Source organism: Streptomyces sp. NPDC007346 (assembly GCF_040703535.1).
Lineage (GTDB): Bacteria > Actinomycetota > Actinomycetes > Streptomycetales > Streptomycetaceae > Streptomyces.
The window spans coordinates 1-25,107 of record NZ_JBEYKR010000014.1 but is presented as its reverse complement, the minus strand read 5'-3'; the positions used below and the strand labels follow the sequence as shown (position 1 = coordinate 25,107).

Below are 25,107 nucleotides of genomic sequence, written 5' to 3'. Positions count from 1 at the left end.
GCCTCACCCGCGCGGCGGCTCCCCGAAGAGATCCACCGCGTTGCGTACGTCGCGCAGCGCGGCGGCGAGAGCGCTCACCGAGCCGATCGACCCCGCGATCAGCAGCAACGAGCTGCGCATACGCGGAATCTCCGGGACCCCGCCGACCGCCATGGCATCGAGCGCCGCGAGCTCTTCCTCCGCGATGGGCCGGTCGGGGAATTCGAAGGCGAGTGAGGCCAGTTCGCGGCGGAGCCGGGAGACGGCTATCCGCAGCTCCGCCACCCTCGGGTCCTCGCCGCTGCCGGTGACCCGCTTCTGCCCCACGCTTCGCAACACAGCACTCCCCCTCGCACGTCCTTGTGCCGGTGTGACCGCCGAGCCCCGGACGGTGGCCAAGTGCCGGGGTTCGTCCGCAAGTTAACGCCATGACAGGCAGTGCGCGCCACTCCACGGACAGAAATCAGGGTGACCCCTGAGAGTGACATGCGTGTCGCGTGTGCGAACGGCTCGGTGGTATCCAGGGCCCATGGCTTATCGAGCGAAGAATCCCGAGGTGGCGGGGGTGCTGCTCGCCGCGGGCGGCGGCCGGCGGCTCGGCGGCCGCCCCAAGGCCCTGCTGGAACACCGCGGCCGCCCCTTGGTCGAGCACGCCCTGCGGGCCCTGCGCAACGGCGGCTGCGGCCCGCTCCACGTGGTGCTGGGGGCGGCCGCCGACGAGGTGCGGGCCCGCGCGGACCTGACGGACTCGACGGTGACCGTGAACCCGGGGTGGGAGGAGGGCATGGGCTCCTCGCTCCGGCTGGGCCTGGCCGCCCTGACCGGTACGGGGGCGGACGCGGCGCTCGTGCTGCTGGTGGACCAGCCGGGGATCGGCGCGGAGGCGGTGGCGCGGGTGCGGGCCGCCCACCGGTCGCGGACGAGCCTGGTGGCCGCCTCGTACGACGGGGAGCGCGGCCATCCGGTGCTCTTCGGGGCGGAGCGGTGGGCGGACATCGCGGCGGGGGCGGTGGGCGACCAGGGGGCTCGGGCGTATCTGCGGGAGCACCGCGATGCGATCACGCTCGTGGAGTGTTCGGATGTGGCGCAGGCGTACGACATCGACACGGCGCGGGATCTGAGCCGTCTGGAATGAGCCGGACGGACGCTCCGTACCCGCCCTGGCACGCCGCGCCACCGAGGGGGCGTTTCTGTCGACCCGGAGAATCTCGACATCAACAAACCATTGAACTTCCACCATGAGGAAACTACTATCCACTGATCAGAAGCCCTCTGAACCTCAGACGGCACCCACGGCCGTATCCCCGGAGCCACGGCACGCCGTGCCGTCTCAGGCGACCCGGCGGCCCTGAGACGCCGCCGCCCGCTGAAGGAGTGACCGCTCATGTCCGCACCAGCGCCGTCCACGCTGGCCATCGTCGACGCCGAGCCCCTGCCCCGGCAGGACGAGGTCCTGACCGACGCGGCCCTCGCGTTCGTGGCCGAGCTGCACCGGCGGTTCACGCCGCGCCGCAACGAGCTGCTCGCCCGGCGCACCGAGCGCCGCGCCGAGATCGCCCGTACCTCCACGCTGGACTTCCTGCCCGAGACGGCGGCGGTCCGTGCGGACGACTCCTGGAAGGTCGCGCCGGCCCCGGCCGCTTTGAGCGACCGCCGGGTGGAGATCACCGGTCCGACCGACCGCAAGATGACGATCAACGCGCTGAACTCGGGCGCCCGCATCTGGCTCGCCGACTTCGAGGACGCCTCCGCTCCCACCTGGGAGAACGTGATCCTCGGCCAGCTCAACCTGACCGACGCCTACGAGCGCCGCATCGACTTCACCGACCCGAGGTCCGGCAAGTCCTACGCGCTGAAGCCCGCCGAGGAGCTCGCCACGGTCGTCACCCGCCCCCGCGGCTGGCACCTGGACGAGCGCCACCTCCAGCTGGACGGCACCCCCGTGCCCGGTGCGCTGGTCGACTTCGGCCTCTACTTCTTCCACAACGCCCAGCGCCTGATCGACCTCGGCAAGGGCCCGTACTTCTACCTGCCGAAGACGGAGTCGCACCTGGAGGCCCGCCTCTGGAACGACGTCTTCGTCTTCGCCCAGGACTACGTCGGCATCCCGCAGGGCACGGTCCGCGCGACGGTCCTGATCGAGACGATCACCGCCGCGTACGAGATGGAGGAGATCCTCTACGAGCTGCGCGACCACGCCTCCGGGCTGAACGCGGGCCGCTGGGACTACCTCTTCTCCATCGTCAAGAACTTCCGTGACGGCGGCCCCAAGTTCGTCCTGCCGGACCGCAACGCGGTGACGATGACCGCCCCGTTCATGCGGGCCTACACCGAACTCCTGGTCCGCACCTGCCACAAGCGCGGCGCGCACGCGATCGGCGGCATGGCGGCCTTCATCCCCTCACGCCGGGACGCCGAGGTCAACAAGGTGGCGTTCGAGAAGGTCAAGGCCGACAAGGACCGCGAGGCGAACGACGGCTTCGACGGCTCCTGGGTCGCCCACCCCGACCTGGTCCCGATCGCCCTGGCCTCCTTCGACGCGGTCCTCGGCGAGAAGCCGAACCAGAAGGACCGGCTGCGCGAGGACGTCTCGGTGGCGGCGGGCGACCTGATCGCCATCGACACCCTCGACGCCAAGCCCACGTACGACGGCCTGCGCAACGCCGTCGCGGTCGGCATCCGCTACATCGAGGCCTGGCTGCGGGGGCTGGGCGCCGTCGCCATCTTCAACCTGATGGAGGACGCGGCCACCGCCGAGATCTCCCGCTCCCAGATCTGGCAGTGGATCAACGCGGACGTGGTCTTCGAGAACGGCGAGCACGCCACCGCCGACCTCGCCCGCAAGGTCGCCGCCGAGGAACTGGCCGCGATCCGCGAGGAGATCGGCGAGGAGGCCTTCACCGCCGGCACGTGGCAGCAGGCCCACGACCTCCTGCTCCAGGTCTCCCTGGACCAGGACTACGCGGACTTCCTGACCCTGCCGGCGTACGAACAGCTGCGCTGACCCCTCCCGTACGGGCCTCGGCCCCCGGCACCGCGCCGGGGGCCGAGGCGTTCGTCCCACGGCGCACCCCCTCCTCACGTCCACACCGCCCCCAGCGCCACGAACCCGCAGATCAGGACGGCCAGGACGGCCAGCAACGACCGTCCGGGGTCCTCGCGGACGCGGCCCGCGTACCGGAGCACGTAGGCGATCGTCACCCCCGTCAGCACCACCCACATGATCGCGCGCAGCACGATGCCGTCGCCGGGTGACGGTGAGCTGGATGCCGGACCGGCGGGAGGACTCCGGATGGGTGACGGACGGGCCCGGCCGCTCGACGCGCTCGACGCTCGCGCCGTGCGGCAGGTCCACCGGGAGGTCGTGGACCTGCCGCACGGGCTCGGGCGGGAAGCCGGGGAAGGCGGTGGAGGGGACGGCCTCCGACCGTTCCCGGCGGGCGGCGAGACCGCCCGTCAGCGTGTCGGCCCGTGTGCCCGGGTCCTCTCCCAGGTCCATGGTTCAGCCCCTTCGGTCCGCCGGCCCCTTCCGGGACCAAGGGACTAAGGGACCAAGGGACCAAGGGGCCGAGTGCCGCACGCCTGGGAGGCGAATGCCGCGACGGGGCGTCAGTCCGCCAGGACGATGGTGGGCTGGGCCGAGAAGTCACCCCACTTGCCGTCCGGGAGCTTGGCCCTGAGCTTCACCGAGTAGCGGGTGCCGGCCGGGTCGGACAGGTGCAGCCGGTAGGTGGCCCGGCCCTTGGGAGGGGTGCCGCCCCAGACGATGGTGGTGGTCAGCTTGCCGTTCATGTAGAGCTGGTAGGCGGGGATGACCCCGCCCGTGTCGGGCTGGTCCCAGGACAGGTCGACGGTGAACTCCCCGCCCTCCTTGCCGATCTCGCTGCGCAGCCCGGTGGGGGCGGTGCTCGCGGGGGCGCCGGGGGCGGAGGCGGTGGTGAGGTCGAGCGCGTTGCTGTCGGCCGAGGACTTGTCGGAGGCGTCCCGGGCCCGGACGGTGAAGGTGTAGACGGTCCCCGGGCGCAGACCGGTGAGCTTCGCCGTCGTCTCGGAGGCCGGGACGCTGTGGATCCGGGAGCCCTCCTGGTAGACGTCGTACGAGGTCACGCCGACGTCGTCCGTGGAGGCGCCCCAGGTGAGGGTGGCCCCCCGGCTGCCGTCGGCGGTGCCCGTCAGCTTCGTCGGCACGGTGGGGGGCGCGTCGTCCTTGGGCGGGGTGGCCTGGGTGGTGACGGGGATGGCCTTGCTGGGCTCGGAGAGGTTCCCGGCCGCGTCCTTGGAGCGGACGGAGAAGGTGTAGTCCGTCGAGGCCGTCAGCCCGTTGACGTCGATCATGGTCTTCGTCGCCGGAACGCTCTTGACCTTGTCCTTCCCGCGGTAGACCTCGTAGCCGGTGACCGCCTTGTTGTCGGAGGCGGGCTCCCACATGACGTGCACCGAGGTGGAGCTGCTGGCCTGCGCGGTCACCCCGCCGGGGACGCTGGGGGGCTGCGTGTCGGCTTCGGCGGTGCCACCGCAGGCGGTGAGGAGAGGCGCGAGGAGCAGGCCGGCGGTACAGGCCAACGCGGCAGAGATGTGGGGGCGTTGCACGGTGGTGCCTTCCATCCGGACAGCAATGGTCCAGACCTGTATGACATGGCGCGGGGGTCGCCGACAAGAGGACGGCGAGGAACCTTCCGCTATGTGGTGGTGTGCGCCGCACACCTCCCCCGGTCCGGCAGCCCTGCGCCCGGCCCTCGCGCCCCGCACCGGCCGACCCGAGCACGGATCGGCGGCCGGCCGGACGGAGGGGCGGGCGGCTCCGCGCATCCCTGACCGATCGGTCAGTTATCATGACGCATGCCTCGTCCGCGTTCCGAGATGCGCCAGCACATTCTGGTCACCGCCCTGCGCCTGTTCGCCCAGCACGGCTTCAAAGGCGCGTCCTTGCAGGACATCGCGGCCGATGTGCCGTGCTCGAAGGCGTCCCTGCTGTACCACTTCGCCGACAAGGACGCGATCCTCGCCGAACTGCTGACGCCGCCGGCCGGGGGGCTCTCCGCCCTGAGCGAGGAACTGTCCGCCCTGGACGGCCCGCGAGCGGTACGGCCGGCCGTGACGGGCTACGTCGACCTGGCGATGCGCTTCCGCCTGGAGCTCAAGATCATCTTCGCGGAGCTGCCGGAGATGCTCGGTCATCCGGTCCTGGCCGTCATCCCCCCTGCCGTCGACCAGCTCGCGGATGCGCTGGCGGGCCGCTCGCAGGATCCCGGTGCACTCGTCTCGGCCCGCATGGTGATCGGCGGCGTGGCCGTCGCCGTCGCCGGCGGCGTCGATGTCCGACCGGACGCCGTGCGCGACGAATTGATCCGAGGGTCACTGAGGACCCTCGGGCATCCTCACAGCTGAGACAAGCTGTGCAACCGAAGAGAAAGGCGCCGCTTCGCATGGCTGTCCTCCTGTACCGGCTCGGCCGGCTGTCCTTCCGCCGCCGAGGCCGCGTACTCGCCCTGTGGCTGTTGCTGCTCGCCCTGCTCGGTGGCGGTGCGATCGCCTTCAGCGGCCCCACCACCAGCGAGTTCTCCATACCCGGGACGGAGTCCCAGAAGGCCCTGGACGCGCTGTCCCGGGAGTTCCCGCAGGCCGGGGGTGCGACCGGCACGATCGTGGTGGCCGCCCCCGAGGCCGAGAAGCTCACCCCCGCCGCCGTCGCCCCGGTGGTCGAGGACGCGGCGAAGGTTCCCGGCGTCCTCGCGGCCATCGACCCGTTCGCGTCGCAGGCCGTGTCGCAGGACGGCCGATACGCCCTGGTCCAGGTCCAGTTCGACGCGGTGGCCGACAGCATCACCGACGCGCAGCGGGAGGCCTTCACCGCAGCGGGCGCCTCCGCCGAGAACGTACGCGTGGAGCACGGCGGCGAGATCATGCGGGGCGCCCCGGAGATCGGATCGACCGAGATCGTCGGCGTCGGCGTCGCCGCCCTCGTACTGATCCTCACGTTCGGCTCCCTGGTGGCCGCCGGAATGACCCTGCTCAACGCCCTCGTCGGGGTGGCCGCCGGCATGGCGGGGCTGTTCTCCCTCAGCAGCGTCGTGGAGCTGACCAGCACCGCGCCCATCCTGGCCCTCATGCTGGGCCTGGCCGTGGGCATCGACTACGCGCTGTTCATCACCTCCCGCTACCGGCAGTACCTCGCGGAGGGCATGGACGGGGAGGAGGCCGCCGGACGGGCGACCGGGACGGCCGGTTCCGCGGTCGTCTTCGCCGGCGCCACGGTCGTCATCGCGCTGGCGGGACTCGCCGTCGCCGGTGTCCCCTTCCTGACGGTCATGGGCCTCGCCGCCGCCGCCACGGTCGCCCTGGCGGTGCTGGTCTCCCTGACCCTGCTGCCGGCCGTCCTCGGGTTCGCGGGCGTACGCGTCCTGCCCCGCGCACGCCGTACGCAGGACCGCACGCCCTCGTCCGACGGCGCCAGGACGGCCTTCGGCTTCCGCTGGGGCCGGATCGTGGCACGGCTGCGCGTCCCCGTCCTCCTCGTCGGCGTGGTGTGCCTCGGTGCCCTCTCGCTGCCCGTACTGGACATGCGCCTGGCCCTGCCCGACGCGAGCACCGAGGCGGCGGGGTCGCCCAACCGCGAGGCCTACGACCTGACGACCGAGGGGTTCGGCGAGGGCTTCAACGGGCGCCTGGTCGCCGTCGTGTCGGCGCCCGGCCGGGCGGCGACCGCTCGGGCGGCCGAGGAGGCCACCGCCCTGATCTCGGACACCGACGGGGTGCTGGCCGTCGCCGCCCCGCAGTTGAACGAAGAGGGCACGACCGCCCTGCTCGCCGTGATCCCCACGACGGGACCCACCGCGGCCGCGACCGAGGACACCGTCAACGAGATCCGTGACCGGGTGGCGGGCGTGGCGGGCGCCGACATCGCGCTCACCGGCGTGACCGCGGTCGGCATCGACGTCTCGGAGAAGCTCGCCGCCGCCCTGCCGGTCTATCTCCTGCTGGTGGTGGGGCTGTCGGTCCTGCTGCTCATGCTGGTCTTCCGGTCGGTCCTGGTCCCCCTCAAGGCCGCCCTGGGCTTCCTGCTCACCATCGGGGCCACCTTCGGCATCACCGTCGCGATCTTCCAGGAAGGCCATCTGGCGCGGCTGGTCGGTCTCGACACCCCCGGCCCGCTGGTGAGTTTCCTGCCCATCCTCCTGATCGGCATCCTCTTCGGCCTGGCCATGGACTACGAGGTCTTCCTCGTCTCGCGGATGCGGGAGGACTTCGTCCACGGGACCGAGGCGCGCGAGGCCGTCATCAGCGGCGTCGGCCACAACGCACGGGTGGTCACCGCGGCGGCGGCCATCATGACCGCGGTCTTCGGCGGGTTCGTGTTCATGCACGACCCCGTCATCAAGTCCATCGGATTCGCCCTCGCCATCGGCGTGCTCATCGACGCCTTCGTCGTCCGCATGGCCCTGGTGCCCGCCGTCATGCACCTCCTGGGCCGTACCGCCTGGTGGCTGCCCCGCCCGGTGGACCGCGTCCTGCCCGACCTCGACATCGAGGGCGAGCGGCTGCAACAGGAGATCCCCGTCCAGCGACAGCGGGAGGAACTCGTGGGGTCCTGAGCCCGGTTCGGCGGCGTCGGCGCCCGCCCACGGCAAAGGCCCAGGTCACCGGCCTGGGCCTTCGCCGTTGAGCGGTGTCCGACGAGAGGGCCACCGACGGCATGGCCACCGTGAAGGGCGCTCCCGAGCCGCCGAGGCCGCGGTGGCCCCGTGGGACGGACGGAGCCCGTCAGCTGGTGAAGAACTCCGTGATGTGCGCGGCCACCTGGTCGGCGCGGGTCTCGTGCATCGTGTGGCCGCCGGGGACCGTGATCAGCCGGCAGTCCGGGATCAGGGAGGCCATGTCGGCCTGGCGCTCCTGCGGCATGCGGCTCTCGGGGCCGCCGCTGATGATCATCGTGGGGGCGACGATCTCGCCGAGGCCCTCGGCCGCGTCCGGTCCGGGGTCGGCGAGCTGGTCGCGTACGGCGGGCACCGCGTTCTCGTCGTAGTCCACCGGGCCCTCGGGCCGCCCGGCCGGGCCCGGGTCGCCGGGGAACGGGGCCGGGGTCTCCACCAGCACCAGCCGCTCCACCCGGTCGGAGTGCTCGTGGGCCAGCAGCCGGGCGACGACGCCGCCCATGCCGTGGCCGACCAGGCCCACCCGGTTCAGCTCCAGCTCGTCGAGGAAGCCCACGACGTCCTCGGCCATCAGCTCCAGCTCGTACGCGTCGGGCCAGTCGCTCTCGCCGTGGCCGCGCAGGTCCAGGGCGAAGACCCGCCACTCCTGGCCCAGCAGGGGGCCGGCCGCCTCCCAGTCCGCGGCGGAGCCGCCGAGCCCGTGCAGCAGCACGACGGGCGAGCCGAACGGATCGCCCCAGGTCCGGTACGCGAGGCGCACATCGCCGACATCCACAACTGACTGATCTTCCATACCCCTGACGCTACAGCCGCCGGGCGGCCCTCCGCTCCAGGGCCCCGGCCTGGCAGGCTGGGCGGGTGAACCGCTTCGTCCGCGCCCTGCGCCTCCCTCTCGCCGTCACCGCCCTCACGGCCGCCGCCCTGACCGGCTGCTCCGGATCCGCCCCCGGCTCCCCGGACGCGGGGCTGGCCGACCCGGCGAAGAAGGGGATCGCCATGCGGCTGGTCTCCAGCGCGGAGAACTCCTCGCTGGACTGGGAGGCGCAGTACCCGTACATCGAGGACATCGGGGACGGGCGGGGGTACACGGCGGGCATCATCGGGTTCTGCTCCGGCACCGGTGACATGAGGAGCGTCGTCGAGCGGTACGCGAAGGCGCGCCCCGGCAATCCGCTGGAACGCTTCCTGCCCGCCCTGCGCGCGGTGGAGGGCAGCGACTCGCACGCCGGGCTCGGTGAACCGTTCACGAAGGCGTGGGCGAAGGCGGCCGAGGACCCCGCCTTCCGTGGAGCGCAGGACGCGGAGCGGGACGCCTCCTACTTCGACCCGGCGGTGGAGCAGGCTCGGAAGGACGGGCTCGGGGCGCTGGGGCAGTTCATCTACTACGACGCGTACGTGATGCACGGCGCGGGTGACACCGAGGGCTCGGTCGGGTTCCGGACGATGCGCGGCGAGGCCCTGGCGGCGGCCACGCCGCCCGCGCGGGGCGGCGACGAGAAGGCGTATTTGAACGCGTTCCTCGATGCCCGGGTCGCCGCGATCGGCCGGGAGACCTCGCACACCGACACCAGCCGGGTGGAGAGCGCCCAGCGGGTCTTCGTACGGGAGGGGAAGCTGCGGCTGGAGACGCCGCTGCGGTGGAAGGTGTACGGGGACAGCTACCGCATCGACGAGGCGTGAGGCGCAACCTCCGCCAGGCGCGCGGACGCGGCCGAAGCCCCGTGCGGGGCACAGGGCTTCACCGGGCGGCGGGTGGCCGATACGTCAGTGCACGCCCACCCCGGCCGCCGCCGGCACGACGTGTTCGCCGCTGCGCTGCTCCTCGTCCTCCGCGTCCGGCTTGCGGCCGAAGTGGTTGAAGGCGAGGTTCAGCACGATGGCCACCACGCAGCCGGTCGAGATGCCGGAGTCCAGGACGACCAGCAGGTCCTCGGGGAAGGCGTGGTAGAACTGCGGCGCCGCGATCGGGATCAGGCCGATGCCCACGGCCGCCGCCACGATCAGCGCGTTCTCGCCCTTCTCCAGGGCGGCGGTGGCCAGGGTCTGGATGCCGCTGGCCGCGACCGTGCCGAAGAGGACGATGCCCGCGCCGCCGAGGACCGGCAGCGGTACGAGGGCGATGACGGAGGCGGCGACGGGGACCAGGCCCAGCACGATGAGGATCACGCCGCCCGCCGCGACGACGAAGCGGCTGCGGATCTTCGTCATGGCGACCAGGCCGACGTTCTGGGCGAAGGCACTGCACATGAATCCGTTGAAGACCGGGCTGATGGCGCTGCCCAGGGTGTCGGCGCGCAGGCCGCCCTCGATGATCTTCTCGTCGGCCGGCCGGCCGACGATCTTCCCCAGGGCCAGCATGTCGGCGGTGGACTCGGTCATGCAGACCAGCATCACGATGCACATGGAGATGATGGCGGCGATCTCGAACTGCGGGCCGCCGAAGGCGAACGGCGTCGGGAAGCCGACCACGTCGGCGTCCTTGATGGCGCCGAAGTCGGTGATGCCGGCGGGGATGGCGATCAGGGTGCCGACCACCAGGCCGAGCAGGATCGCGATCTGCTGGAGGAAGCCCCGCAGCAGCTTGCGCAGGGCCAGCACGATCACCAGCGTCACGGCGGCCATGGTGATGTTGGTCATCGAACCGTAGTCGTCCGCCGCCGCGTTGCCACCCTGGGACCAGTTGAAGGCGACCGGCAGGAGCGAGACACCGATCAGGGTGATGACGGTGCCGGTGACGACCGGTGGGAAGAAGCGGACGAGTTTGCAGAAGTACGGGGCGAGGACGAAGCCGAGCACGCTGGCGACGATGATCGCGCCGAAGATCACGGCGATGCCGTCGTGTCCCCGGTCCTTGCCTATCGCGATCATCGGGGCCACCCCGGCGAAGGAGACACCGTTGACGAAGGGCAGCCGGGCGCCCACGCGCCAGAAGCCGATCGTCTGGAGCAGGGTGGCTATCCCCGCGGTGAACAGGCTCGCCCCCATCAGGAAGGCGGTCTCCTTGGCGGTGAGGCCGACGGCCGGCCCCACGATGAGCGGCGGGGCCACCACGCCCGCGTACATCGCGGCCACGTGCTGGAGGCCGCTGGTGAACATCTTCAGTGGAGGCAGGGTCTCGTCGACCGGGTGTTTCCGGCCGTCCGTCGCTTCTGCGACGGCGTCGTCCGTCGCGTCGGGGGCTGCTGCTTCTGCGTCTTTGCGAAACCTGGGCTTGGCGGCCACGGCGGTTCCTCCGGTCGGTTACACGTCGTCGGCGACGTGGGTGTCAGGGAGGTGGTGCGTCAGTGGTGCGGTGGTGCGGCTCTCTCAGGTGGTGCAGGGCGTGCGGAGGGGGTACGGGGAGGCTCACGCGGTCACGGTGCGTGCCGGGCGCGCGGTCGAAGCGCGTGCGGGGAGCGCGGTCAGGGTGCGTGCCGGGCGCGCGCGGTCGGGTGCGTGCGGGCAGCGTCGGTCACCGGTCCGGCGGGCGCCCACCATCGGGTGCGCGTCCGCCGGACCGGCTGTGCCGAGGACCCCGCTCGGGTCCACGGCGGCCGGTCTCGGGCCGTCCCCCTCGACCGGCCGGTTCCGGGGATACCGCCGGGTCAGGGAGTGTCGGACACCTCTACGCCCCGGCGGCGATCTGCGCGAGGCGGCGGGCCTCGTCGCGGGTGGTGCGGGCGATGGCGTCCTCGTCCACCGTGGTGAGGTGGTTGCCCTCGACGACCGGCTTGCCGTCGACGAGGGAGAGGGTCACCGGGGCGGCCGCGCCGAAGATGAGCGCGGTCACCGGGTCGGCGATCGAGGAGTGGGCCAGGGTGTCCAGCTTCCACAGGACGAGGTCGGCGAGCTTGCCGGCCTCCAGGGAGCCGATCTGGTCGGCGCGGCCCAGGACCTGGGCCCCGCCGAAGGTTCCCAGGCGCAGGGCCTGACGGGCGTTCAGGGCGGCCTCGCGGTGGGCGCCGAGGCGGTTGATGAGCAGGGCGTTGCGCAGCTCGGTGTGGAGCTCGCCGGACTCGTTGGACGCGGTGCCGTCCACGCCCAGGCCGACCGGGACACCGGCGGCGAGCATGTCGGGGACCCGGGCGATCCCGGCGGCGAGGCGGGCGTTGGAGGACGGGCAGTGGGCGACGCCCGTTCCCGTACGGGCGAAGGCGGCGATGTCGGAGTCGTTCATGTGGACGCAGTGCGCCATCCACACGTCGTCGCCGAGCCAGCCGGTGGACTCGAAGTACTGGGTCGGGCCCATCCCGAACAGCTCCTTGCAGAACTGCTCCTCCTCCACGGTCTCCGAGCCGTGGGTGTGCAGCCGTACGCCTCTCCTGCGGGCCAACTCAGCACCCTGGCGCATCAGTTCGGTGGAGACCGAGAACGGTGAGCAGGGGGCGACGGCGACCTGGGTCATGGCGTCGAAGGAGGCGTCGTGGTGGGCGTCGATGGTGGCCTCGGTGGCGGCGAGCGCGCCTTCGAGGGTCTCGACGGCGAAGTCCGGGGGCAGGCCGCCGTCCTTCTCGCTACGGTCCATGGAGCCCCGGGCGAGGGTGAACCGTACGCCCGTCTCGCGGGCGGCGCCGATGATGGCGCCGGACAGGTCGCCGGAGCCCTTGGGGTGGACGTAGTGGTGGTCCATGGCGGTGGTGACCCCGCCGCGGGCCATCATCGCGAGCGAGCCCTGCGCGGCGGCGCGGGCCATCGGCTCGTCGATGCGCGCCCAGGTCGGGTAGAGGGCGACCAGCCAGTCGAAGAGGTTGTGGTCGGTGGCCAGGCCCCGGGTGATCCACTGGTAGAAGTGGTGGTGGGTGTTGACCAGGCCGGGCGTCGCGAGGTGCCCGGTGGCGTCGATGCGCCGGACGACCCCGGTGAGGCCCTGCGGCGCCTTGCCGGCGCCGACGGACTCGATGCGGTTGTCCGCCACGACGATGTGGCCGGAGGCGTACTCCGTGTCGTGGGCGTCGACGGTGGCGATCGAACAGTTCTCGATGATGATGCGCTGAGGGTCTGCCGAAGCTGCCATGGCGCTTCCTTCTTCTCTCTGTGGCGATGTGGGCACGGCAGGACCCTAGGAGGATTTGAGTGCCACAGCGGTGCGGCTGTGGGTGCCGAGAGGGTGGAGGAACAGGTTGAGCACGACCGCGACGGGCGCTCCCGCGCCGGTCGCGAAAGGTCGGTGTCCGGGCGTGCCGGTCGCGGCGACGGCGAGCACCGGGGCGGTACCGGTGGAGGAGGCCGCGTCGCCGAACGGCGGCCGGTTCCCGGCGAAGCCGCCGGGGCCGGTGGCCGGCGAAGGGGTGACGACGGCCGCGCCCATGGGGGCGATGTACTGGAGAGCCGCGGGAGGGAGCCTCCCGTCGACCGGGTGGGCCGCGCCCGGGTGAACTGCCGTGGCGGTGACGGTGCTGGGAGCTGTGCGCGGGCCTTCTGCCGGCCCCGTTGCGGGCTGTGCCATGGGTTTCCCTCCGGGATGACCGGCCCCCGCCCGACTGCGGGCGGGCGGGGGCCGGTTCAGCGCCGCGTCAGAGGTTGGTCATGTCGACCGGGATCTTCGGCTCGACGCCGTCCCGGAGCACGGTGGCCTCGATCAGACCGTAGGGGCGGTCCGCCGCGAAGTAGACAGCACCGTCGGCGGTGTCGTTCTTCAGTCCGAACGGTTCGAGGTCCACCAGGAAGTGGTGGTTGTTCGGCAGCGAGAAGCGGATCTCGTCGATCTCGCTGCGGCTGTTGATGATCCGCGAACCCATCTGGTACAGGGTCTGCTGGAGCGAGAGGGAGTACGTCTCGGCGAAGGCGTGGAGCATGTGCTTGCGCGCCTGCGCGTAGGACTTCTCCCAGTTCGGCATCGGCTGTTCGTCGCCGGTCCAGTTGTAGCGCCAGCGCGCGGAGACGTCGGTCGCCAGGATGCGGTCGTACGCCTCCTTGAGCGTCGTGTACTTGTCCTTGACGTAGCCCCAGAACTCGGAGTTGGTCGAGTTCAGCACCGTCAGGTCCTTGAGGCCCGAGATGACCTCCCAGCTCGCACCGTCGTAGGTGATCTGGGAGACGCGGGTCTCCTGCCCCTTGCGGACGAAGGAGTGGTTGACCTCGTCGGCGCCGATGAACCTGGAGTTGCCGTCGGAGGTCGCGATGCGCTCCCAGGCGTACTCCTCGATCCGGATCCGGGCGCGGTGGATCGGCTCCTGCGAGGTGACGAAGTGCCGGGCGAGGTGGATGCCGAACTGCTCGGCGGAGTCGATCCCGTGCTCCTTGGCGAACGCGAACACCGTGTTCTTGGTGGTGTCGGTCGGCAGGACGTTGGCGTTGGAGCCGGAGTAGTGCACGTCGTCCATGTCGCCGGAGAGGGCGACCGAGACGTTCAGGTCCTTTATGTGGTGGGTGTCGCCGTCCCGCGTGATCTTCACGACGCGGTTCTCTGCTTTGCCGTACTGGTTCTGGCCGAGAATCGTGGGCATGTCGGTGCTAGCTCCCTCGGTAAACGGAGTAGCCGAACGGGTTGAGCAGCAGCGGTACGTGATAGTGCTCGCCCTGGGCGACCGCGAACGCGATGGTCACCTCCGGGAAGAACGCGCCGCTGTCCCTTACGCGGGGGGCGTCCTGCTGCGCCTCGGCTTGCTTCTTGGAAAAGTACGTCTCGGTGTCGAAGACGAGACGCACATGGGTCGTTCCCTCCGGCAGCGCCGGCAGGTCCTTGCAGCGCCCGTCCGCATCGGTCGCGGAGGCTCCGAGCGTCACGTACGGCGAGCCGCTGCCGCTGCGGGCGGCGAGCGAGACGGCGACGGAAGCGGCGGGGCGGCCGATGCTGGTGTCCAGGATGTGGGTGGACACCGATGCGGTCGTGTCGGTACTCAAGACCGTCACTCTCCTAGATCTCAAGAGTCCTGCACGGGAGCTTCCTCCGCGAGGGTCTCCCGTACGAGACGGGTCAGCCGGATGCGGTTGATCCTGCCCAGTTCGGTGCGCACGACCTCCTGCTCCCGCTCGGGTGAGTTCCCGATCCGGGACTTCACCGCGTCGCGCATCCGCTCACCGGTGGCGCCGGTGGCACAGATCAGGAAGACATGTCCGAACCGCTCCTGGTAGGCCAGGTTCAGTTCGAGCATCTCGGCCTTGAGCTCCTCGGAGGCGCCGGCCATCCCCCGCTGTTCGCGGGAGGAGGTCGGGTCACCGGGGATCGGGCGGCCGATCGGCGGGTGGCCCGCCATCGCCTCGGCCAGGTCCCCGGCGGTGAGCTCGGCCGTGGCGGTGTCGCTCGCGGAGAGCAGAGCTTCCTCGGTGGCGTACGGACGGCCGGCGAGGACGGTCGCCCCCCAGGCCGCACTGGCACAGACCTCGTGGAGCGCGGGGGCGGCCTCGCCGTCCGCCAGGGTGTTGAACCGGGTGAGGCCCGGTGTGGAGCTCGAAGTCACGGGAGCCTCCGTGGCTGTTCCTCGCTGTGCGTTGTTCGGGCTGCGGACAGCTAACGCCCTCCGCAACACGACGTCAACACTTTGTTGAAATTTCGCGAACGAAGAAAGCCGCCGTCCCGGCATGCGGACGGCGGCTTTCCTGTGCGTTCGGCCAACTACTCACCCTTGGCCGTATGTTCCCGGTTCAGGTAGTTGTACACGGTGAACCGGGAGACGCCCAGGGCGCCGGCCACGGTCTCCACGCCGTGCCGTACGGAGAAGGCACCGCGTGCCTCCAGGGCCCGGACGACGGACTGCTTGGTCTTCCGGTCCAGGTCGGCGAGTGGCATCCCGTGTCGTCTCTCCATCGCGGCGAGAATGTGGTCCAGCGAGTCGGAGAGCTGGGGCAGGCGTACGGCGATGACGTCCCGGCCCTCCCACGCGAGCACCACGTCGTCCGGCTGGGCCTGCTCGGGGCCGAGCAGCTCGGCGCCCATCGCGTCGACGAGCGGCTTGACGGCCGCTACGAAGGGGTGGTCGACGGTGACCGGGACGTCATCGGCGGATTCGGTCACCGGACGTCCCCCTCGATCACGTTGACCTGGAGCGAGACCCGGGTGGCGCCCGAGGCCAGGGCCCGGCGCAGCAGGGAGTCCACGGCGGTGAGCACCTCGTCCGCGCCCCCTTCCGCCGTGTTGCCGAACGGGCCGACGTCCACGGCGTCGAGCTCGGCGCTCTGGATGACCTCGCGGGCCACCACCGCGTGGGCGGGCGCCTCGTCGAGATCGAAGGGCTCGGTGGTGAATTCCACCCTCAAGCGCACTGTGCCTCCCTGATGTCCTCGCCGCGGGTGCGGGCTCGCGCGGCTCGGCCACGACTGTAACCGCTGGGGAGGGCCCCGCCCCCGGCGCGACCGGGCGCCCGCCGCGCGGGGACACGGCCGCGGCGGGGCGGTCACGCCAGGGGCGGCGGACGGACGGTCAGGGCAGTGGCAGGACACAGACGGCGACCGGCGCCGGAAGCGGATCGCCCGCCGGGGTCAGGGAGCCGTCGGAGCCGACCCGGAAGGCGGTGACGGTGGAGGAGCGCTGGTTGGCGGCGAAGAGCATCGAGCCGTCCGGGGAGAGGGCGAGCTGGCGCGGCCAGTCACCGCCGACGGGCACGGTGTCCAGCAGGCGCAGGGCCGCCCCGTCGTCCTCCACCGCGTACCGGGTGAGGGTGTTGGGGCCCCGGTTGGCGAGGTACGCGTACGAGCCGTCGCCGGTGACGACGAACTGTGCGGGGTAGCCGGTGTCCGTACCGGTGGACCGGCCGGGGCCCGGGGTGAGGGTGCCGGTCTCGGGGTCGTACGCGCAGACGACGGCGGTGTTGTCCAGCTCGCAGGCCAGGTAGGCGGAGCGCCCGCCGGGGTGGAAGGCGAGGTGGCGCGGGCCGGAGCCGGGTGCCAGGGCGGCGCGGGAGACCTCGGTGAGCGTTCCGGCGGTCTCGTCGAGGCGGTACGTGTACACGGTGTCGGTGCCCAGGTCGACGGCGAGGACGTGGCCGCCGTCGGGCGAGGTGACGATCTGGTGGGCGTGCGGGCCGCTCTGCCCCGGGCCGGGCGGCGGCGAGCTGTGGGTGACCAGGTCGGTGCGCTCGCCGAGCGAGCCGTCCTCCGCGACGGGGTGCACGGCGACGCTGCCGGAGGTGTAGTTCGCGCTCAGCAGCCAGCGCCCGGAGGGGTGGACGGAGAGGTGGGTGGGGCCGGAGCCGCCGGTGGGGCGGGTGCCGAGCACCTCGTACGTCCCGTCCGGCGCGAGCGCCACGGCGGTGACCGCGCCCGCGTCCTGCTCGGCGACCGCGTAGACCGTGGAGCCGGAGGGGTGGAGGGCCAGGTAGGAAGGGTTCTCGACGCCGGTGATCACCGGGCCGGGGGTGATCGCTCCGGTGCCGGTGTCGTACGCGGCGGTGCCGATGCCCGTGCCGCCGCCCTCGTCGGAGGTGTAGGTGCCGAGCAGGAGGGGGCGGGTGGCCCGGGGGCTGCCGGGCGGGGTGGGGGCCGGGGGTGAGGCCGGGTGCGGGGTGGCGTGGGCGGGAGCGGCGAGGGCGGGGGTGGCCGCCAGGGCGGCGCCCGCGAGCAGGCCACCGAGGAGGCTCCGGCGGCTGGGGTGGGCGGGGGCGGGAGAGGCCGGGGAGGCGGGGAGGCCCGCGCCGGGGGTGGGGGTGGGGCGTCCGGGGGCAGCATTGGGTACGGCGTTCATGCGAGGCACCTCGTGGGGGGGGAGGACGGTTGCTTCTCGTATGGGGGTTGCTTCTCGTGTGGGCTACTTCTCGCGCCGGGGAGGTTGCTTCTCGTGCGGGGGGGTGCTTCTCGTGCGAGGTTGCTTCTCGTGTGGGGGGTTGCTTCTCGTCCGGGTTGCTTCTCGTCCGGGTCGCTTCTCGTGTGGGGTCGGCTGCTTCGGATGTGTCCGCCACCCTGACCCGCCGAACCCCCCAACGACAAGAGGCGCAACCGGAGTTGCACTCCACGCAACGCCGATCCGGGCCGGGGATCAGGCCCGCGCCTGGATGTCCCCCCTGGTCGATGAGGTGATCGCGTCGCCGTGGGCGAAGTCGCCCGGCGGGATGCCCGGGTGGTGCCCCTCCCGGTCCTGGGCGACCTCGGCGGCCGGGCCGAGGGCGAGGCGGGAGACGATCCGGTAGCGGTCGCCCCGGTAGAGCGAGTGCACGTACTCCACCGGCCGGCCGGTCGTGTCGGAGGTCAGCCGTTCGAAGAGCAGCGCCGGGGAGAGTTCGGGGACGTCGAGCAGCTTCGCCTCGGCGCGGGTGACGACGGTGGGCTCGATCGCCTGGACCGCCTCGTGGACGTGCACGCCGTGGCCGGTGCGCAGATGCTCGTACAGGTCACCGCTCTCCAGCTCCTGGGCGCTGAGGCCCGGCACCAGAGCGGCCCGGATGTGCAGGTGCTCGATGGCCATCGGCGCCCCGTCGACCAGCCGCAGCCGGGCCACGTAGACGATCTCGTCGGCGGGCGACATCCGCAGCTTGCGGCCGACCCGGGCCCCCGCCTGGAGCCTGGCGAACTCCAGCAGCCGGCTCGACCAGGCGCCCGCCGCCTGCGGCACGGTCAGCGACCGGTCCCCCGCCACCAGCTCCTGGGTGATCTTGGCAGGCGCGACGAACATGCCCCGGCCGTGTTCGCGCACCAGGAGTCCGGCGGCGACCAGCTCGTCGACGGCCGCGCGCACGGTGGGCCGTGATACGCCGAGCAGGGAGCACAGGGCCCGCTCCGAGGGGATCGCGTCGCCGGGGCTGCGCGACTCGATCAGCTCCAGCACGGCATCGCGCGTCCGCTCCCGTTTGAGCACCGTCCCCGGCACATCCGCGTCCATGCGCTCCCCTCCCAACGCCTTCTTCTCTTACCAGTTCACCGATCAGCGCACCCAACTGGCTTGCTGGTCAGGCGAAGTGTAGCGCTTTCCCGGTGGCGTACGAGCGGTGATGTTACGCGCACGTCACCAAATCCCCTTTCTACGCAGGGGGTTGACGCCCCCATTGGTCTATGCCACCTTCAACCCCCATCGAGAGGTCAGCTGTCCAGTGACACCCACTGGTCAGGTGGTGGTCAGGTCCGAACAGCCCTGCATTCCCCGTCCCGCTCCCCCGTCCCGCTCTCCGAGGTGAACCGTGAAGTACCGCTTGCTCGCCGGTGGGTCCGCGCTCGTCCTGGCCGCCACGCTCAGTGCCTGTAGTTCGCCGTCCGACTCCGCGAGCGGGGACGGACGGACGAGGGTGGATGTCTGGCTGATGCGCGACAGCGTCTCGGACGCCTTCCAGAAGGAGTTCACCGCGGACTTCGCCGAGCGCCACCCGGGGATCGACGTGAGGATCCAGATCCAGGAGTGGGACGGCATCGGCCAGAAGATCACCGCCGCCCTGGCCAGCAACGACGCCCCGGACGTCATCGAGGCGGGCAACACCCAGGTGGCGCAGTACGCCGAGAGCGGCGGGCTGCTCGACCTCAGCGACCGCAAGGACGAGCTGAACGGCGAGGACTGGCTGAGCGGGCTGGCGGAGCCGGGGGCGTACGAGGGCAGGCAGTACGGCATCCCGTACTACGCGGCGAACCGGGTCGTGGTCTACCGCACCGACCTCTTCGAGAAGGCGGGCATCGACGCCGAGTCGATCCGGACCCGTCAGCAGTGGATCGACGCCACCACCGAGCTCAACCGGGGCGGTACACAGGGCATCTACCTGCCCGGCCAGATGTGGTACGCGCTCGCCGGCTTCATCTGGGACGAGGGCGGCGACCTCGCCACCGAGTCCGGGGGGAAGTGGTCCGGCGCGCTGGACACCCCCGAGGCGCTGCGTGGCATGGCCTTCTACGAGAAGCTCCAGGCGCTCGGCAAGGGGCCCAAGGACTCCGACGAGGACGACCCGCCGCAGGCCGAGGTGATGGCGCAGGGGCAGGTGGCCCAGGTCATCTCCACCCCGGGCGGAGCCAACGTCATCGTGGAGAAGAACCCCGAACTCCAGGGCAAGCTGGGCTTCTTCCCCATCCCGGGCAAGACCGCGGACACCCCGGGCGCGGTCTTCACCGGCGGCTCCGACCTCGTCGTGCCGGCCGCCGCGGGCCATCCCGAGGAGGCGGTCACCTTCATCAAGGAGCTGACCGGGGACGTCTGGCAGAAGAAGCTCGCCGTCGCCATGAGCTACGTACCCAACCGCACCTCGCTCGCCTCCGCCGTGGCCGGTGACCCGGGTGCCGCCGCGATGGCGGCCGGAGCGGCCAACGGCCACGCCACGCCCAACACCCCGGGGTGGGCGGCGGTCGAGGCGGAGAACCCGATCAAGGACTACATGACGGCCGTGCTGACCGGGGGCGACCCGGCCACGGAGGCGGCGAAGGCCTCGCAGGACATCACCCGGGCCATGAACGCCGGTTCCTGACCCGCCCCGCACCGATCGTCCAGCCAAGGAAGGAGGCGTGCCGTGCCGGTCGTCGACCAGCGGACCGCACCTCGCACCCCCCGGCAGCGCCCGGCCCCGCGCCTCGCCGTCCGCAAGGCCCCCTCGGGCAGGGGCCACGGCCTGTGGCCGTACGCGCTGATCGCCCCCGCCGTCGGCGGCATGCTCTATCTGCTGGTCTATCCGCTGGTGCGGGCCGTCCTGATCTCCTTCCAGGACTTCCGGCTACGGCAACTGATCAGCGGAGACGCGGAGTTCGTCGGACTACGGAACTACCGGACGCTGTTGTGGGACCCGCGGTTCTGGGAGGTGGTCCGCCGCACCTTCCTGTTCATGGCGCTCAACGTCGTCCTGATCATGGTGATCGCCACCCTGGTGGCCCTGATGGTGGAGCGGCTGCGCCGGGTCGGGCGGACGGTGGTGCTCTGCTCGCTGGTGCTGGCCTGGGCGATGCCGGTGGTGGCGGCGACCACCGTGTTCCAGTGGCTGTTCCACTCGGAGTTCGGCATCGTCAACTGGGCGCTGACCTCGATCGGCCTCGAATCCTTCGAGCGCTATCCGTGGTTCGCGAACGGGAGCGCCGCCTTCGCCATCCTGGTGACGCTGATCGTCTGGCAGTCGGTGCCGTTCGCCGCGATCACCCTGTACTCCGCGCTCACCACCGTGCCGCTGGAGCTGTACGAGTCGGCGCGGCTGGACGGGGCGGGCGCGGGGCGGATCTTCCGCTCGGTCACCTTCCCGATGCTCCGGCCGATCTTCCTGCTGGTCCTCTCGCTGGAGGTGATCTGGACGTTCCGGGCGTTCGTCCAGATCTGGGTGATGACCCGGGGCGGTCCGGGTGACGCCACCACGATCCTGCCGGTCTACGCGGTGCAGAGAGCCCTCTCCAGCCAGCGGTACGACCTGGGTTCGGCCGCCTCGATGATCACCGTGGTCCTGATGTCCGGGGTGCTCGTCCTCTACTTCCGCCAAATGTTCCGCCAGGAGGACGAGACCCGATGAACAGACCTGCCGTACGCCCTCGGCTCCGCCGGCTCCCGCTGAACATCGCCGCCGCCGTGACCGTCGTGGTCTGCCTCTTCCCCGTGTACTGGATGATCTCCACGGCCTTCAAGCCGTCGAAGGACATCCAGTCGCCCGACCCACGGCTCCTCCCGCGCACCTGGACGCTGACCCACTTCCAACGGGCCGTGGAGGCCGACGGGTTCGCGCTCTTCTGGCGCAACAGCGTCCTCGTGACGCTGGGGGCGGTCCTCCTCGCGCTGCTGGTGGCGCTGGGGGCGGCCTTCGCCGTGGCGCGGATACGGTGGAAGGGCCGGCGGCAGTTCATGCTGATGATCTTCATCGCGCAGATGGCGCCCTGGGAGTCGCTGATCATCCCGATCTACATCATCTCCCGGGACACCGACATGCTCGACCGGCTGCCGACGCTGACGCTGATCTACTTCATGATCACGCTGCCGTTCACCATCGTGGTGCTGCGCGGCTTCCTCGGGACGATCCCGCCGGAGCTGGAGGAGGCCGCCCAGGTCGACGGCTGCACACGGACCGGCGCGTTCTGGCGGGTGGCGATGCCGCTGCTGGCGCCGGGGCTGATGGCCACGTCGCTGTTCGGCTTCATCACCGCCTGGAACGAGTTCGCCTACGCCAACTTCCTGATCATCAAGCAGCAGGACAACCGGACGCTGCCGGTCTGGCTGTCGTCCTTCCAGAACACCTTCGGCACCGACTGGGGCGCCACGATGGCCGCCTCCACGCTCTTCGCGCTGCCCGCCCTGGTGATCTTCCTGCTGCTCCAGCGCCATGTCACCTCCGGCTTCGCCGCCGGTGCCGTCAAGGGCTGAGAGGCCGGGCCACCCGCACCCACCCCCCGTAAGCCCGCGAACCGAACCCGGAGACCCCGTGCCCGCATCGCGCCCCGACCTCGCCCTCCTCCCCCGGCCCAGCAAGGTCTCCCCGCTGGGCGGCCGGCTCACCCTCGACCGTGCCACCACCGTCCGGGCCCTGCCGGGCGCCGAACCGGCCGCCGGCCTGCTGCGCTCGCTGGTCGGGCCGGCCGCCGGGCTGCCGCTGGCCCCGTCGCCGGAGGGCCGGATCGTGCTCGCCCTGGACGGTCAGCTCGGCGGCCTCGGCGAGGAGGGGTACGGGCTCACCGTCGGCCCGCAGGCGCTGCTCCTGCGGGCCGCCCACCCGACCGGGCTGCTCCGGGGCGTCCAGACGGTCCGCCAACTGCTGCCCGCCGAGGCCCTGTCGGGCGGGGCGCGGGGCTCCGGCTCCTGGGAGCTGCCGTGCGTCGAGATCACCGACGTACCGGAGCTGCCCTGGCGCGGGGCGATGCTGGACGTGGCGCGGCACTTCCGGCCGGTCGGGTATCTGCGCCGGTACGTGGACCTGTTGGCGCTGCACAAGCTGAACGTCCTGCACCTCCACCTCACCGACGACCAGGGCTGGCGGATGCCGGTCGACGCCTACCCCCGGCTGACCTCGGTCGGCGCCCGGCGGGCCAGGTCGCAGCAGGGCCCGGCCGGCCCGGACGGGGTGCGCTTCGACGCCGTACCCCACGAAGGGGCGTACACCAAGGCGGAGTTGCGGGGGCTCGTGCGGTACGCGGCGGAGCGCGGGGTCACCGTCGTGCCGGAGATCGAGATGCCCGGCCATGTGCGGGCGGCCCTCGCCGCCTATCCGGAGCTGGGCAACCATCCGGAGCGCCGGCTGGAGGTGTGGGACCGCTGGGGCGTGTGCGAGACGGTGCTCGGCGTGCACGAGGAGGTCTTCGCCTTCTGCCGGGCGGTGCTGGAGGAGGTGATGGACCTCTTCCCGTCGCCGTACATCCACATCGGGGGTGAGGAGTGCCCGACCACGGAGTGGGAGAACAGTCCGGCCGCCCGGGAACGTGCGGCGGCCGAGGGGCTCGCGGACCCGGCCGCCCTGCACGGCTGGTTCATGGGGCGGATCGGCGCGTTCCTCGCGGAGCGGGGGCGCATCCCCCTCGGCTGGGCCGAGACGGGCACCGAACTCCCCCTGGATTTCACGGTGATGACCTGGCGCGCCCCCTCCCACGCCCTGGCCGCCGCCCGCCGCGGTCACCAGGTGGTCGCCGCGCACCACCGGGCGACCTACCTGGACTACGCCCAGTCCGGCGACCCGTGCGAACCGGTCGCCCAGCCGGGCGCCCCGGTCACCCTGCACACGGTCCACGGCTACGAACCCGCCCCGCCGGGGTGGGCACCGGCCGAGCGGGCCCGGGTGCTCGGGACGCAGGCCCAGCTGTGGACCGAGTACGTCCGCACGCCCGAGGAGATCGAGTACCTCAGCTACCCCCGGCTCTGCGCGCTGGCCGACCGCTCCTGGTCCGGCGGGCGCGGCGACTGGCCGGGGTTCGTCGAGCGGCTGCGCCACCACACCGCCCGGCTGGACGCCCTGGGCGTCCCCTACCGCCCGCTGGACGCACGGTCGCTCGCGGCGGCCGCGTCCACGTACCCGCCCGCCCCCTCAGGAACAGCGCGACCCCACTCGTAGGCCGATCCCCCACCACCGTTCCGGAGAGGAACACACCGTGAAGACACCAGCCCACGCACCCCGTACGGCCCACCGCGGGTCCAGGCTGCGCACCGTCGCCGCCTCCGCCGCCGCCGTGGCCCTGGCGGCCACCGGGCTCGCCGCCCTGCCGTCCTCGGCGAACGCCGCGGCCGACGGGATCGTCGTCCAGTACCGTACGAGCGCGACCGGAGCGAGCGCCGACCAGAGCGAGCCGTGGCTGAAGGTACGCAACGCCGGCTCCACCTCCGTACCGCTGAGCAGCGTCAAGGTGCGCTACTACTTCACGGCGGACTCGCCCTCCGCCGCCTACCGGTTCGCCTGCTCCTGGGCGGTGAAGGGGTGCGCGAACATCACCGGTACGTTCGGGACGCTCGCCTCCCCGACCGCCACCGCCGACCGGTATCTGGAGATCGGCTTCACCCCGGGCGCGGGTTCGCTGGCGCCGGGGGCGGACACCGGGGACATGCAGCTCCGGTTCCACCAGGCGTCCTGGGCCCCGCTCCTCCAGTCCGACGACCACTCCTTCGGCCCGGACCGCACCGCGTACGGCGACTGGTCCAGGGTGACGGCCCATGTGTCGGGGGCGACCGTCTGGGGCGAGGCCCCCGGGGGCAACGGGCCGGCCGACCCGCCGGACCCCACGGACCCGCCCACCGACCCGCCGGGGGACGGAGCCCGGCTGTTCGACGACTTCGACTACAGCTCGCACACCGACCCGAGGATCAACGCGAACGGCTGGAGCGTACGGTCCAACTCCGGCGGTCCGGGGGTGCCGGGCGCGACCTGGGCGCCGGAGAACGTCACCTTCGCCTCGCAGAACGGGAATTCGGTGATGAACCTGGAGACCTCGACGGCCGGGACCGGGGCCTCGACCAAGCACACCGAGTTCCTGACACAGCGGATGAAGTTCAAGAACGGGACGTACGCGTCCCGGGTGAAGTTCAGCGACGCTCCGCGCTCGGGACCGGACGGCGACCGGATCGTGCAGACGTTCTTCACGATCAACGACCTCACGGCGCCGATGGCGGACGACTACGCGGAGTACGACTTCGAGTACCTGCCCAACGGCGGCTGGGGCGAGCCGGCCAACATCCTCTACACCACCTCCTGGGAGACCTACCGGCCCGACCCGTGGGAGGCGGTCAACGCGCACACCGAGTCCCGGCAGTCGTACGCGGGCTGGCACGACCTGGTGGTGACCATCGACGACGACGAGATCACGTACTACGTCGACGGGGAGCACTTCGGGACGCACGGGGCCGCCTATCTGCCCGAGCGGCCGATGTCGATCAACTTCAACCAGTGGCTGATCGACCTGGAGGGTCAGCCGAGCACCACACCCCGCGCCTACGACCAGCAGGTGGACTACGTCCTGCACGTGAAGGACCAGGTGCTCACCCCCTCGCAGGTGAACGCGATGGTCGGGTCGTACCGCAGTGCGGGGACGACCTTCGAGGACACGGTTCCGGCCGGGTAGGGGGGCGACGGGCGGGAGAAGCCCGTACGGCGTGAGAGCGGGCGGGGGGGGGGGGGGGGGGGCGCCCCCCCCCCCCCCCCCCCCCCCCACAAACCACCCCCCGCAACAGGAAGGGGGCCCCCCCCCCGGGGCGGTAAAACCCCAAGCCCACGGA

Annotated in this window: 23 protein-coding genes and 1 pseudogene; 10 read left to right on the top strand and 14 right to left on the bottom strand. The window is 71.7% G+C overall.

What is annotated here, in order from left to right; genetic code table 11:
• Window positions 1-3: 3 nt before the first annotated feature.
• Complete coding sequence (locus AB0917_RS06980; protein ID WP_366818483.1) at window positions 4-306, bottom strand: DUF5955 family protein; 303 nt, start codon at window positions 304-306, stop codon at window positions 4-6.
• A gap of 202 nt (window positions 307-508) precedes the next feature.
• Between AB0917_RS06980 and AB0917_RS06975 the strand changes: the two genes are divergently transcribed.
• A complete protein-coding gene (locus AB0917_RS06975) occupies window positions 509-1,114 on the top strand; it encodes a nucleotidyltransferase family protein (RefSeq protein ID WP_366818444.1) in 606 nt (201 codons plus the stop codon).
• A gap of 249 nt (window positions 1,115-1,363) precedes the next feature.
• Window positions 1,364-2,983: a malate synthase A gene (gene aceB / locus AB0917_RS06970; protein WP_366818442.1), complete on the top strand. Its 1,620-nt coding sequence runs from the start codon at window positions 1,364-1,366 to the stop codon at window positions 2,981-2,983.
• A 74-nt stretch (window positions 2,984-3,057) separates the two neighbouring features.
• Here aceB and AB0917_RS06965 read toward each other — a convergent pair whose 3' ends face one another.
• Both AB0917_RS06965 and AB0917_RS06960 read right to left on the bottom strand, forming a co-directional pair.
• Window positions 3,058-3,216 carry a hypothetical protein gene (locus AB0917_RS06965; protein ID WP_366818441.1) on the bottom strand — a complete coding sequence of 53 codons (159 nt, stop codon included), beginning with the start codon at window positions 3,214-3,216 and terminating at the stop codon, window positions 3,058-3,060.
• Window positions 3,217-3,588: 372 nt separating this feature from the next.
• On the bottom strand, window positions 3,589-4,584 hold the full coding sequence (locus tag AB0917_RS06960) for a fibronectin type III domain-containing protein (protein WP_366818440.1): 996 nt from the start codon (window positions 4,582-4,584) through the stop codon (window positions 3,589-3,591).
• A gap of 234 nt (window positions 4,585-4,818) precedes the next feature.
• On the opposite strand from AB0917_RS06960, the gene AB0917_RS06955 reads away from it, so the two are divergent.
• The gene (locus tag AB0917_RS06955; protein ID WP_366818439.1) at window positions 4,819-5,367 is read left to right on the top strand and encodes a TetR/AcrR family transcriptional regulator; all 549 of its coding nucleotides are present in this window, start codon (window positions 4,819-4,821) and stop codon (window positions 5,365-5,367) included.
• A gap of 38 nt (window positions 5,368-5,405) precedes the next feature.
• A complete protein-coding gene (locus AB0917_RS06950; RefSeq protein WP_366818438.1) occupies window positions 5,406-7,571 on the top strand; it encodes an MMPL family transporter in 2,166 nt (721 codons plus the stop codon).
• Window positions 7,572-7,740: 169 nt separating this feature from the next.
• Here the strand turns inward: AB0917_RS06950 and AB0917_RS06945 are convergent, their stop codons facing one another.
• Window positions 7,741-8,424 carry an alpha/beta hydrolase gene (locus AB0917_RS06945; protein ID WP_366818437.1) on the bottom strand — a complete coding sequence of 228 codons (684 nt, stop codon included), beginning with the start codon at window positions 8,422-8,424 and terminating at the stop codon, window positions 7,741-7,743.
• Window positions 8,425-8,489: 65 nt separating this feature from the next.
• Between AB0917_RS06945 and AB0917_RS06940 the strand changes: the two genes are divergently transcribed.
• A complete protein-coding gene (locus AB0917_RS06940) occupies window positions 8,490-9,311 on the top strand; it encodes a chitosanase (protein WP_366818436.1) in 822 nt (273 codons plus the stop codon).
• A gap of 84 nt (window positions 9,312-9,395) precedes the next feature.
• Here the strand turns inward: AB0917_RS06940 and AB0917_RS06935 are convergent, their stop codons facing one another.
• From AB0917_RS06935 to AB0917_RS06890, 10 genes and pseudogenes are all read right to left on the bottom strand, one after another.
• The gene (locus AB0917_RS06935) at window positions 9,396-10,853 is read right to left on the bottom strand and encodes a nucleobase:cation symporter-2 family protein (RefSeq protein WP_366818435.1); all 1,458 of its coding nucleotides are present in this window, start codon (window positions 10,851-10,853) and stop codon (window positions 9,396-9,398) included.
• Window positions 10,854-11,235: 382 nt separating this feature from the next.
• A complete protein-coding gene (locus tag AB0917_RS06930; protein ID WP_366818434.1) occupies window positions 11,236-12,624 on the bottom strand; it encodes an 8-oxoguanine deaminase in 1,389 nt (462 codons plus the stop codon).
• Window positions 12,625-12,774: 150 nt separating this feature from the next.
• Window positions 12,775-13,056: pseudogene (locus AB0917_RS06925) on the bottom strand (purine permease); the annotation flags it as partial.
• A 67-nt stretch (window positions 13,057-13,123) separates the two neighbouring features.
• Complete coding sequence (gene pucL / locus AB0917_RS06920) at window positions 13,124-14,056, bottom strand: factor-independent urate hydroxylase (RefSeq protein WP_366818433.1); 933 nt, start codon at window positions 14,054-14,056, stop codon at window positions 13,124-13,126.
• 7 nt (window positions 14,057-14,063) lie between these two features.
• Window positions 14,064-14,453: a hydroxyisourate hydrolase gene (gene uraH, locus AB0917_RS06915; RefSeq protein ID WP_366818432.1), complete on the bottom strand. Its 390-nt coding sequence runs from the start codon at window positions 14,451-14,453 to the stop codon at window positions 14,064-14,066.
• Window positions 14,454-14,473: 20 nt separating this feature from the next.
• On the bottom strand, window positions 14,474-15,010 hold the full coding sequence (gene uraD / locus AB0917_RS06910) for a 2-oxo-4-hydroxy-4-carboxy-5-ureidoimidazoline decarboxylase (protein WP_366818431.1): 537 nt from the start codon (window positions 15,008-15,010) through the stop codon (window positions 14,474-14,476).
• A gap of 155 nt (window positions 15,011-15,165) precedes the next feature.
• Window positions 15,166-15,564: a helix-turn-helix domain-containing protein gene (locus AB0917_RS06905; protein WP_366818430.1), complete on the bottom strand. Its 399-nt coding sequence runs from the start codon at window positions 15,562-15,564 to the stop codon at window positions 15,166-15,168.
• Window positions 15,561-15,812, bottom strand: coding sequence for a hypothetical protein (locus AB0917_RS06900; RefSeq protein ID WP_366818429.1), 252 nt, complete (start codon window positions 15,810-15,812; stop codon window positions 15,561-15,563). The genes AB0917_RS06905 and AB0917_RS06900 overlap by 4 nt, the downstream gene beginning before the upstream one ends.
• A 157-nt stretch (window positions 15,813-15,969) precedes the next feature.
• On the bottom strand, window positions 15,970-17,229 hold the full coding sequence (locus AB0917_RS06895) for a lactonase family protein (protein WP_366818428.1): 1,260 nt from the start codon (window positions 17,227-17,229) through the stop codon (window positions 15,970-15,972).
• 291 nt (window positions 17,230-17,520) lie between these two features.
• Complete coding sequence (locus AB0917_RS06890) at window positions 17,521-18,360, bottom strand: GntR family transcriptional regulator (RefSeq protein ID WP_366818427.1); 840 nt, start codon at window positions 18,358-18,360, stop codon at window positions 17,521-17,523.
• Between the two features lie 295 nt (window positions 18,361-18,655).
• Between AB0917_RS06890 and AB0917_RS06885 the strand changes: the two genes are divergently transcribed.
• The 5 genes from AB0917_RS06885 to AB0917_RS06865 are packed head-to-tail and all read left to right on the top strand — an operon-like array spanning window position 18,656 to window position 24,953.
• Entirely contained in the window at window positions 18,656-19,918 is a 1,263-nt protein-coding gene (locus AB0917_RS06885; protein WP_366818426.1) for an extracellular solute-binding protein, read from the top strand.
• Between the two features lie 42 nt (window positions 19,919-19,960).
• Window positions 19,961-20,938: a sugar ABC transporter permease gene (locus AB0917_RS06880; protein WP_366818425.1), complete on the top strand. Its 978-nt coding sequence runs from the start codon at window positions 19,961-19,963 to the stop codon at window positions 20,936-20,938.
• A complete protein-coding gene (locus tag AB0917_RS06875) occupies window positions 20,935-21,780 on the top strand; it encodes a carbohydrate ABC transporter permease (RefSeq protein WP_366818424.1) in 846 nt (281 codons plus the stop codon). The genes AB0917_RS06880 and AB0917_RS06875 overlap by 4 nt, the downstream gene beginning before the upstream one ends.
• Window positions 21,781-21,838: 58 nt before the next feature.
• Window positions 21,839-23,455, top strand: coding sequence for a beta-N-acetylhexosaminidase (locus tag AB0917_RS06870; RefSeq protein ID WP_366818423.1), 1,617 nt, complete (start codon window positions 21,839-21,841; stop codon window positions 23,453-23,455).
• Between the two features lie 37 nt (window positions 23,456-23,492).
• Window positions 23,493-24,953 carry a cellulose binding domain-containing protein gene (locus tag AB0917_RS06865; RefSeq protein ID WP_366818422.1) on the top strand — a complete coding sequence of 487 codons (1,461 nt, stop codon included), beginning with the start codon at window positions 23,493-23,495 and terminating at the stop codon, window positions 24,951-24,953.
• Window positions 24,954-25,107 lie beyond the last annotated feature (154 nt).

Excerpts from the sequence above, each read along its gene's own strand:
- AB0917_RS06975 (WP_366818444.1), top strand. The coding sequence starts at position 509 with ATGGCTTATCGAGCGAAGAATCCCGAGGTGGCGGGGGTGCTGCTCGCC.
- aceB (WP_366818442.1), top strand. The coding sequence starts at position 1,364 with ATGTCCGCACCAGCGCCGTCCACGCTGGCCATCGTCGACGCCGAGCCC.
- AB0917_RS06960 (WP_366818440.1), bottom strand. The coding sequence starts at position 4,584 with ATGGAAGGCACCACCGTGCAACGCCCCCACATCTCTGCCGCGTTGGCC.
- AB0917_RS06955 (WP_366818439.1), top strand. The coding sequence starts at position 4,819 with ATGCCTCGTCCGCGTTCCGAGATGCGCCAGCACATTCTGGTCACCGCC.
- AB0917_RS06950 (WP_366818438.1), top strand. The coding sequence starts at position 5,406 with ATGGCTGTCCTCCTGTACCGGCTCGGCCGGCTGTCCTTCCGCCGCCGA.
- AB0917_RS06945 (WP_366818437.1), bottom strand. The coding sequence starts at position 8,424 with ATGGAAGATCAGTCAGTTGTGGATGTCGGCGATGTGCGCCTCGCGTAC.
- AB0917_RS06930 (WP_366818434.1), bottom strand. The coding sequence starts at position 12,624 with ATGGCAGCTTCGGCAGACCCTCAGCGCATCATCATCGAGAACTGTTCG.
- pucL (WP_366818433.1), bottom strand. The coding sequence starts at position 14,056 with ATGCCCACGATTCTCGGCCAGAACCAGTACGGCAAAGCAGAGAACCGC.
- AB0917_RS06895 (WP_366818428.1), bottom strand. The coding sequence starts at position 17,229 with ATGAACGCCGTACCCAATGCTGCCCCCGGACGCCCCACCCCCACCCCC.
- AB0917_RS06890 (WP_366818427.1), bottom strand. The coding sequence starts at position 18,360 with ATGGACGCGGATGTGCCGGGGACGGTGCTCAAACGGGAGCGGACGCGC.
- AB0917_RS06875 (WP_366818424.1), top strand. The coding sequence starts at position 20,935 with ATGAACAGACCTGCCGTACGCCCTCGGCTCCGCCGGCTCCCGCTGAAC.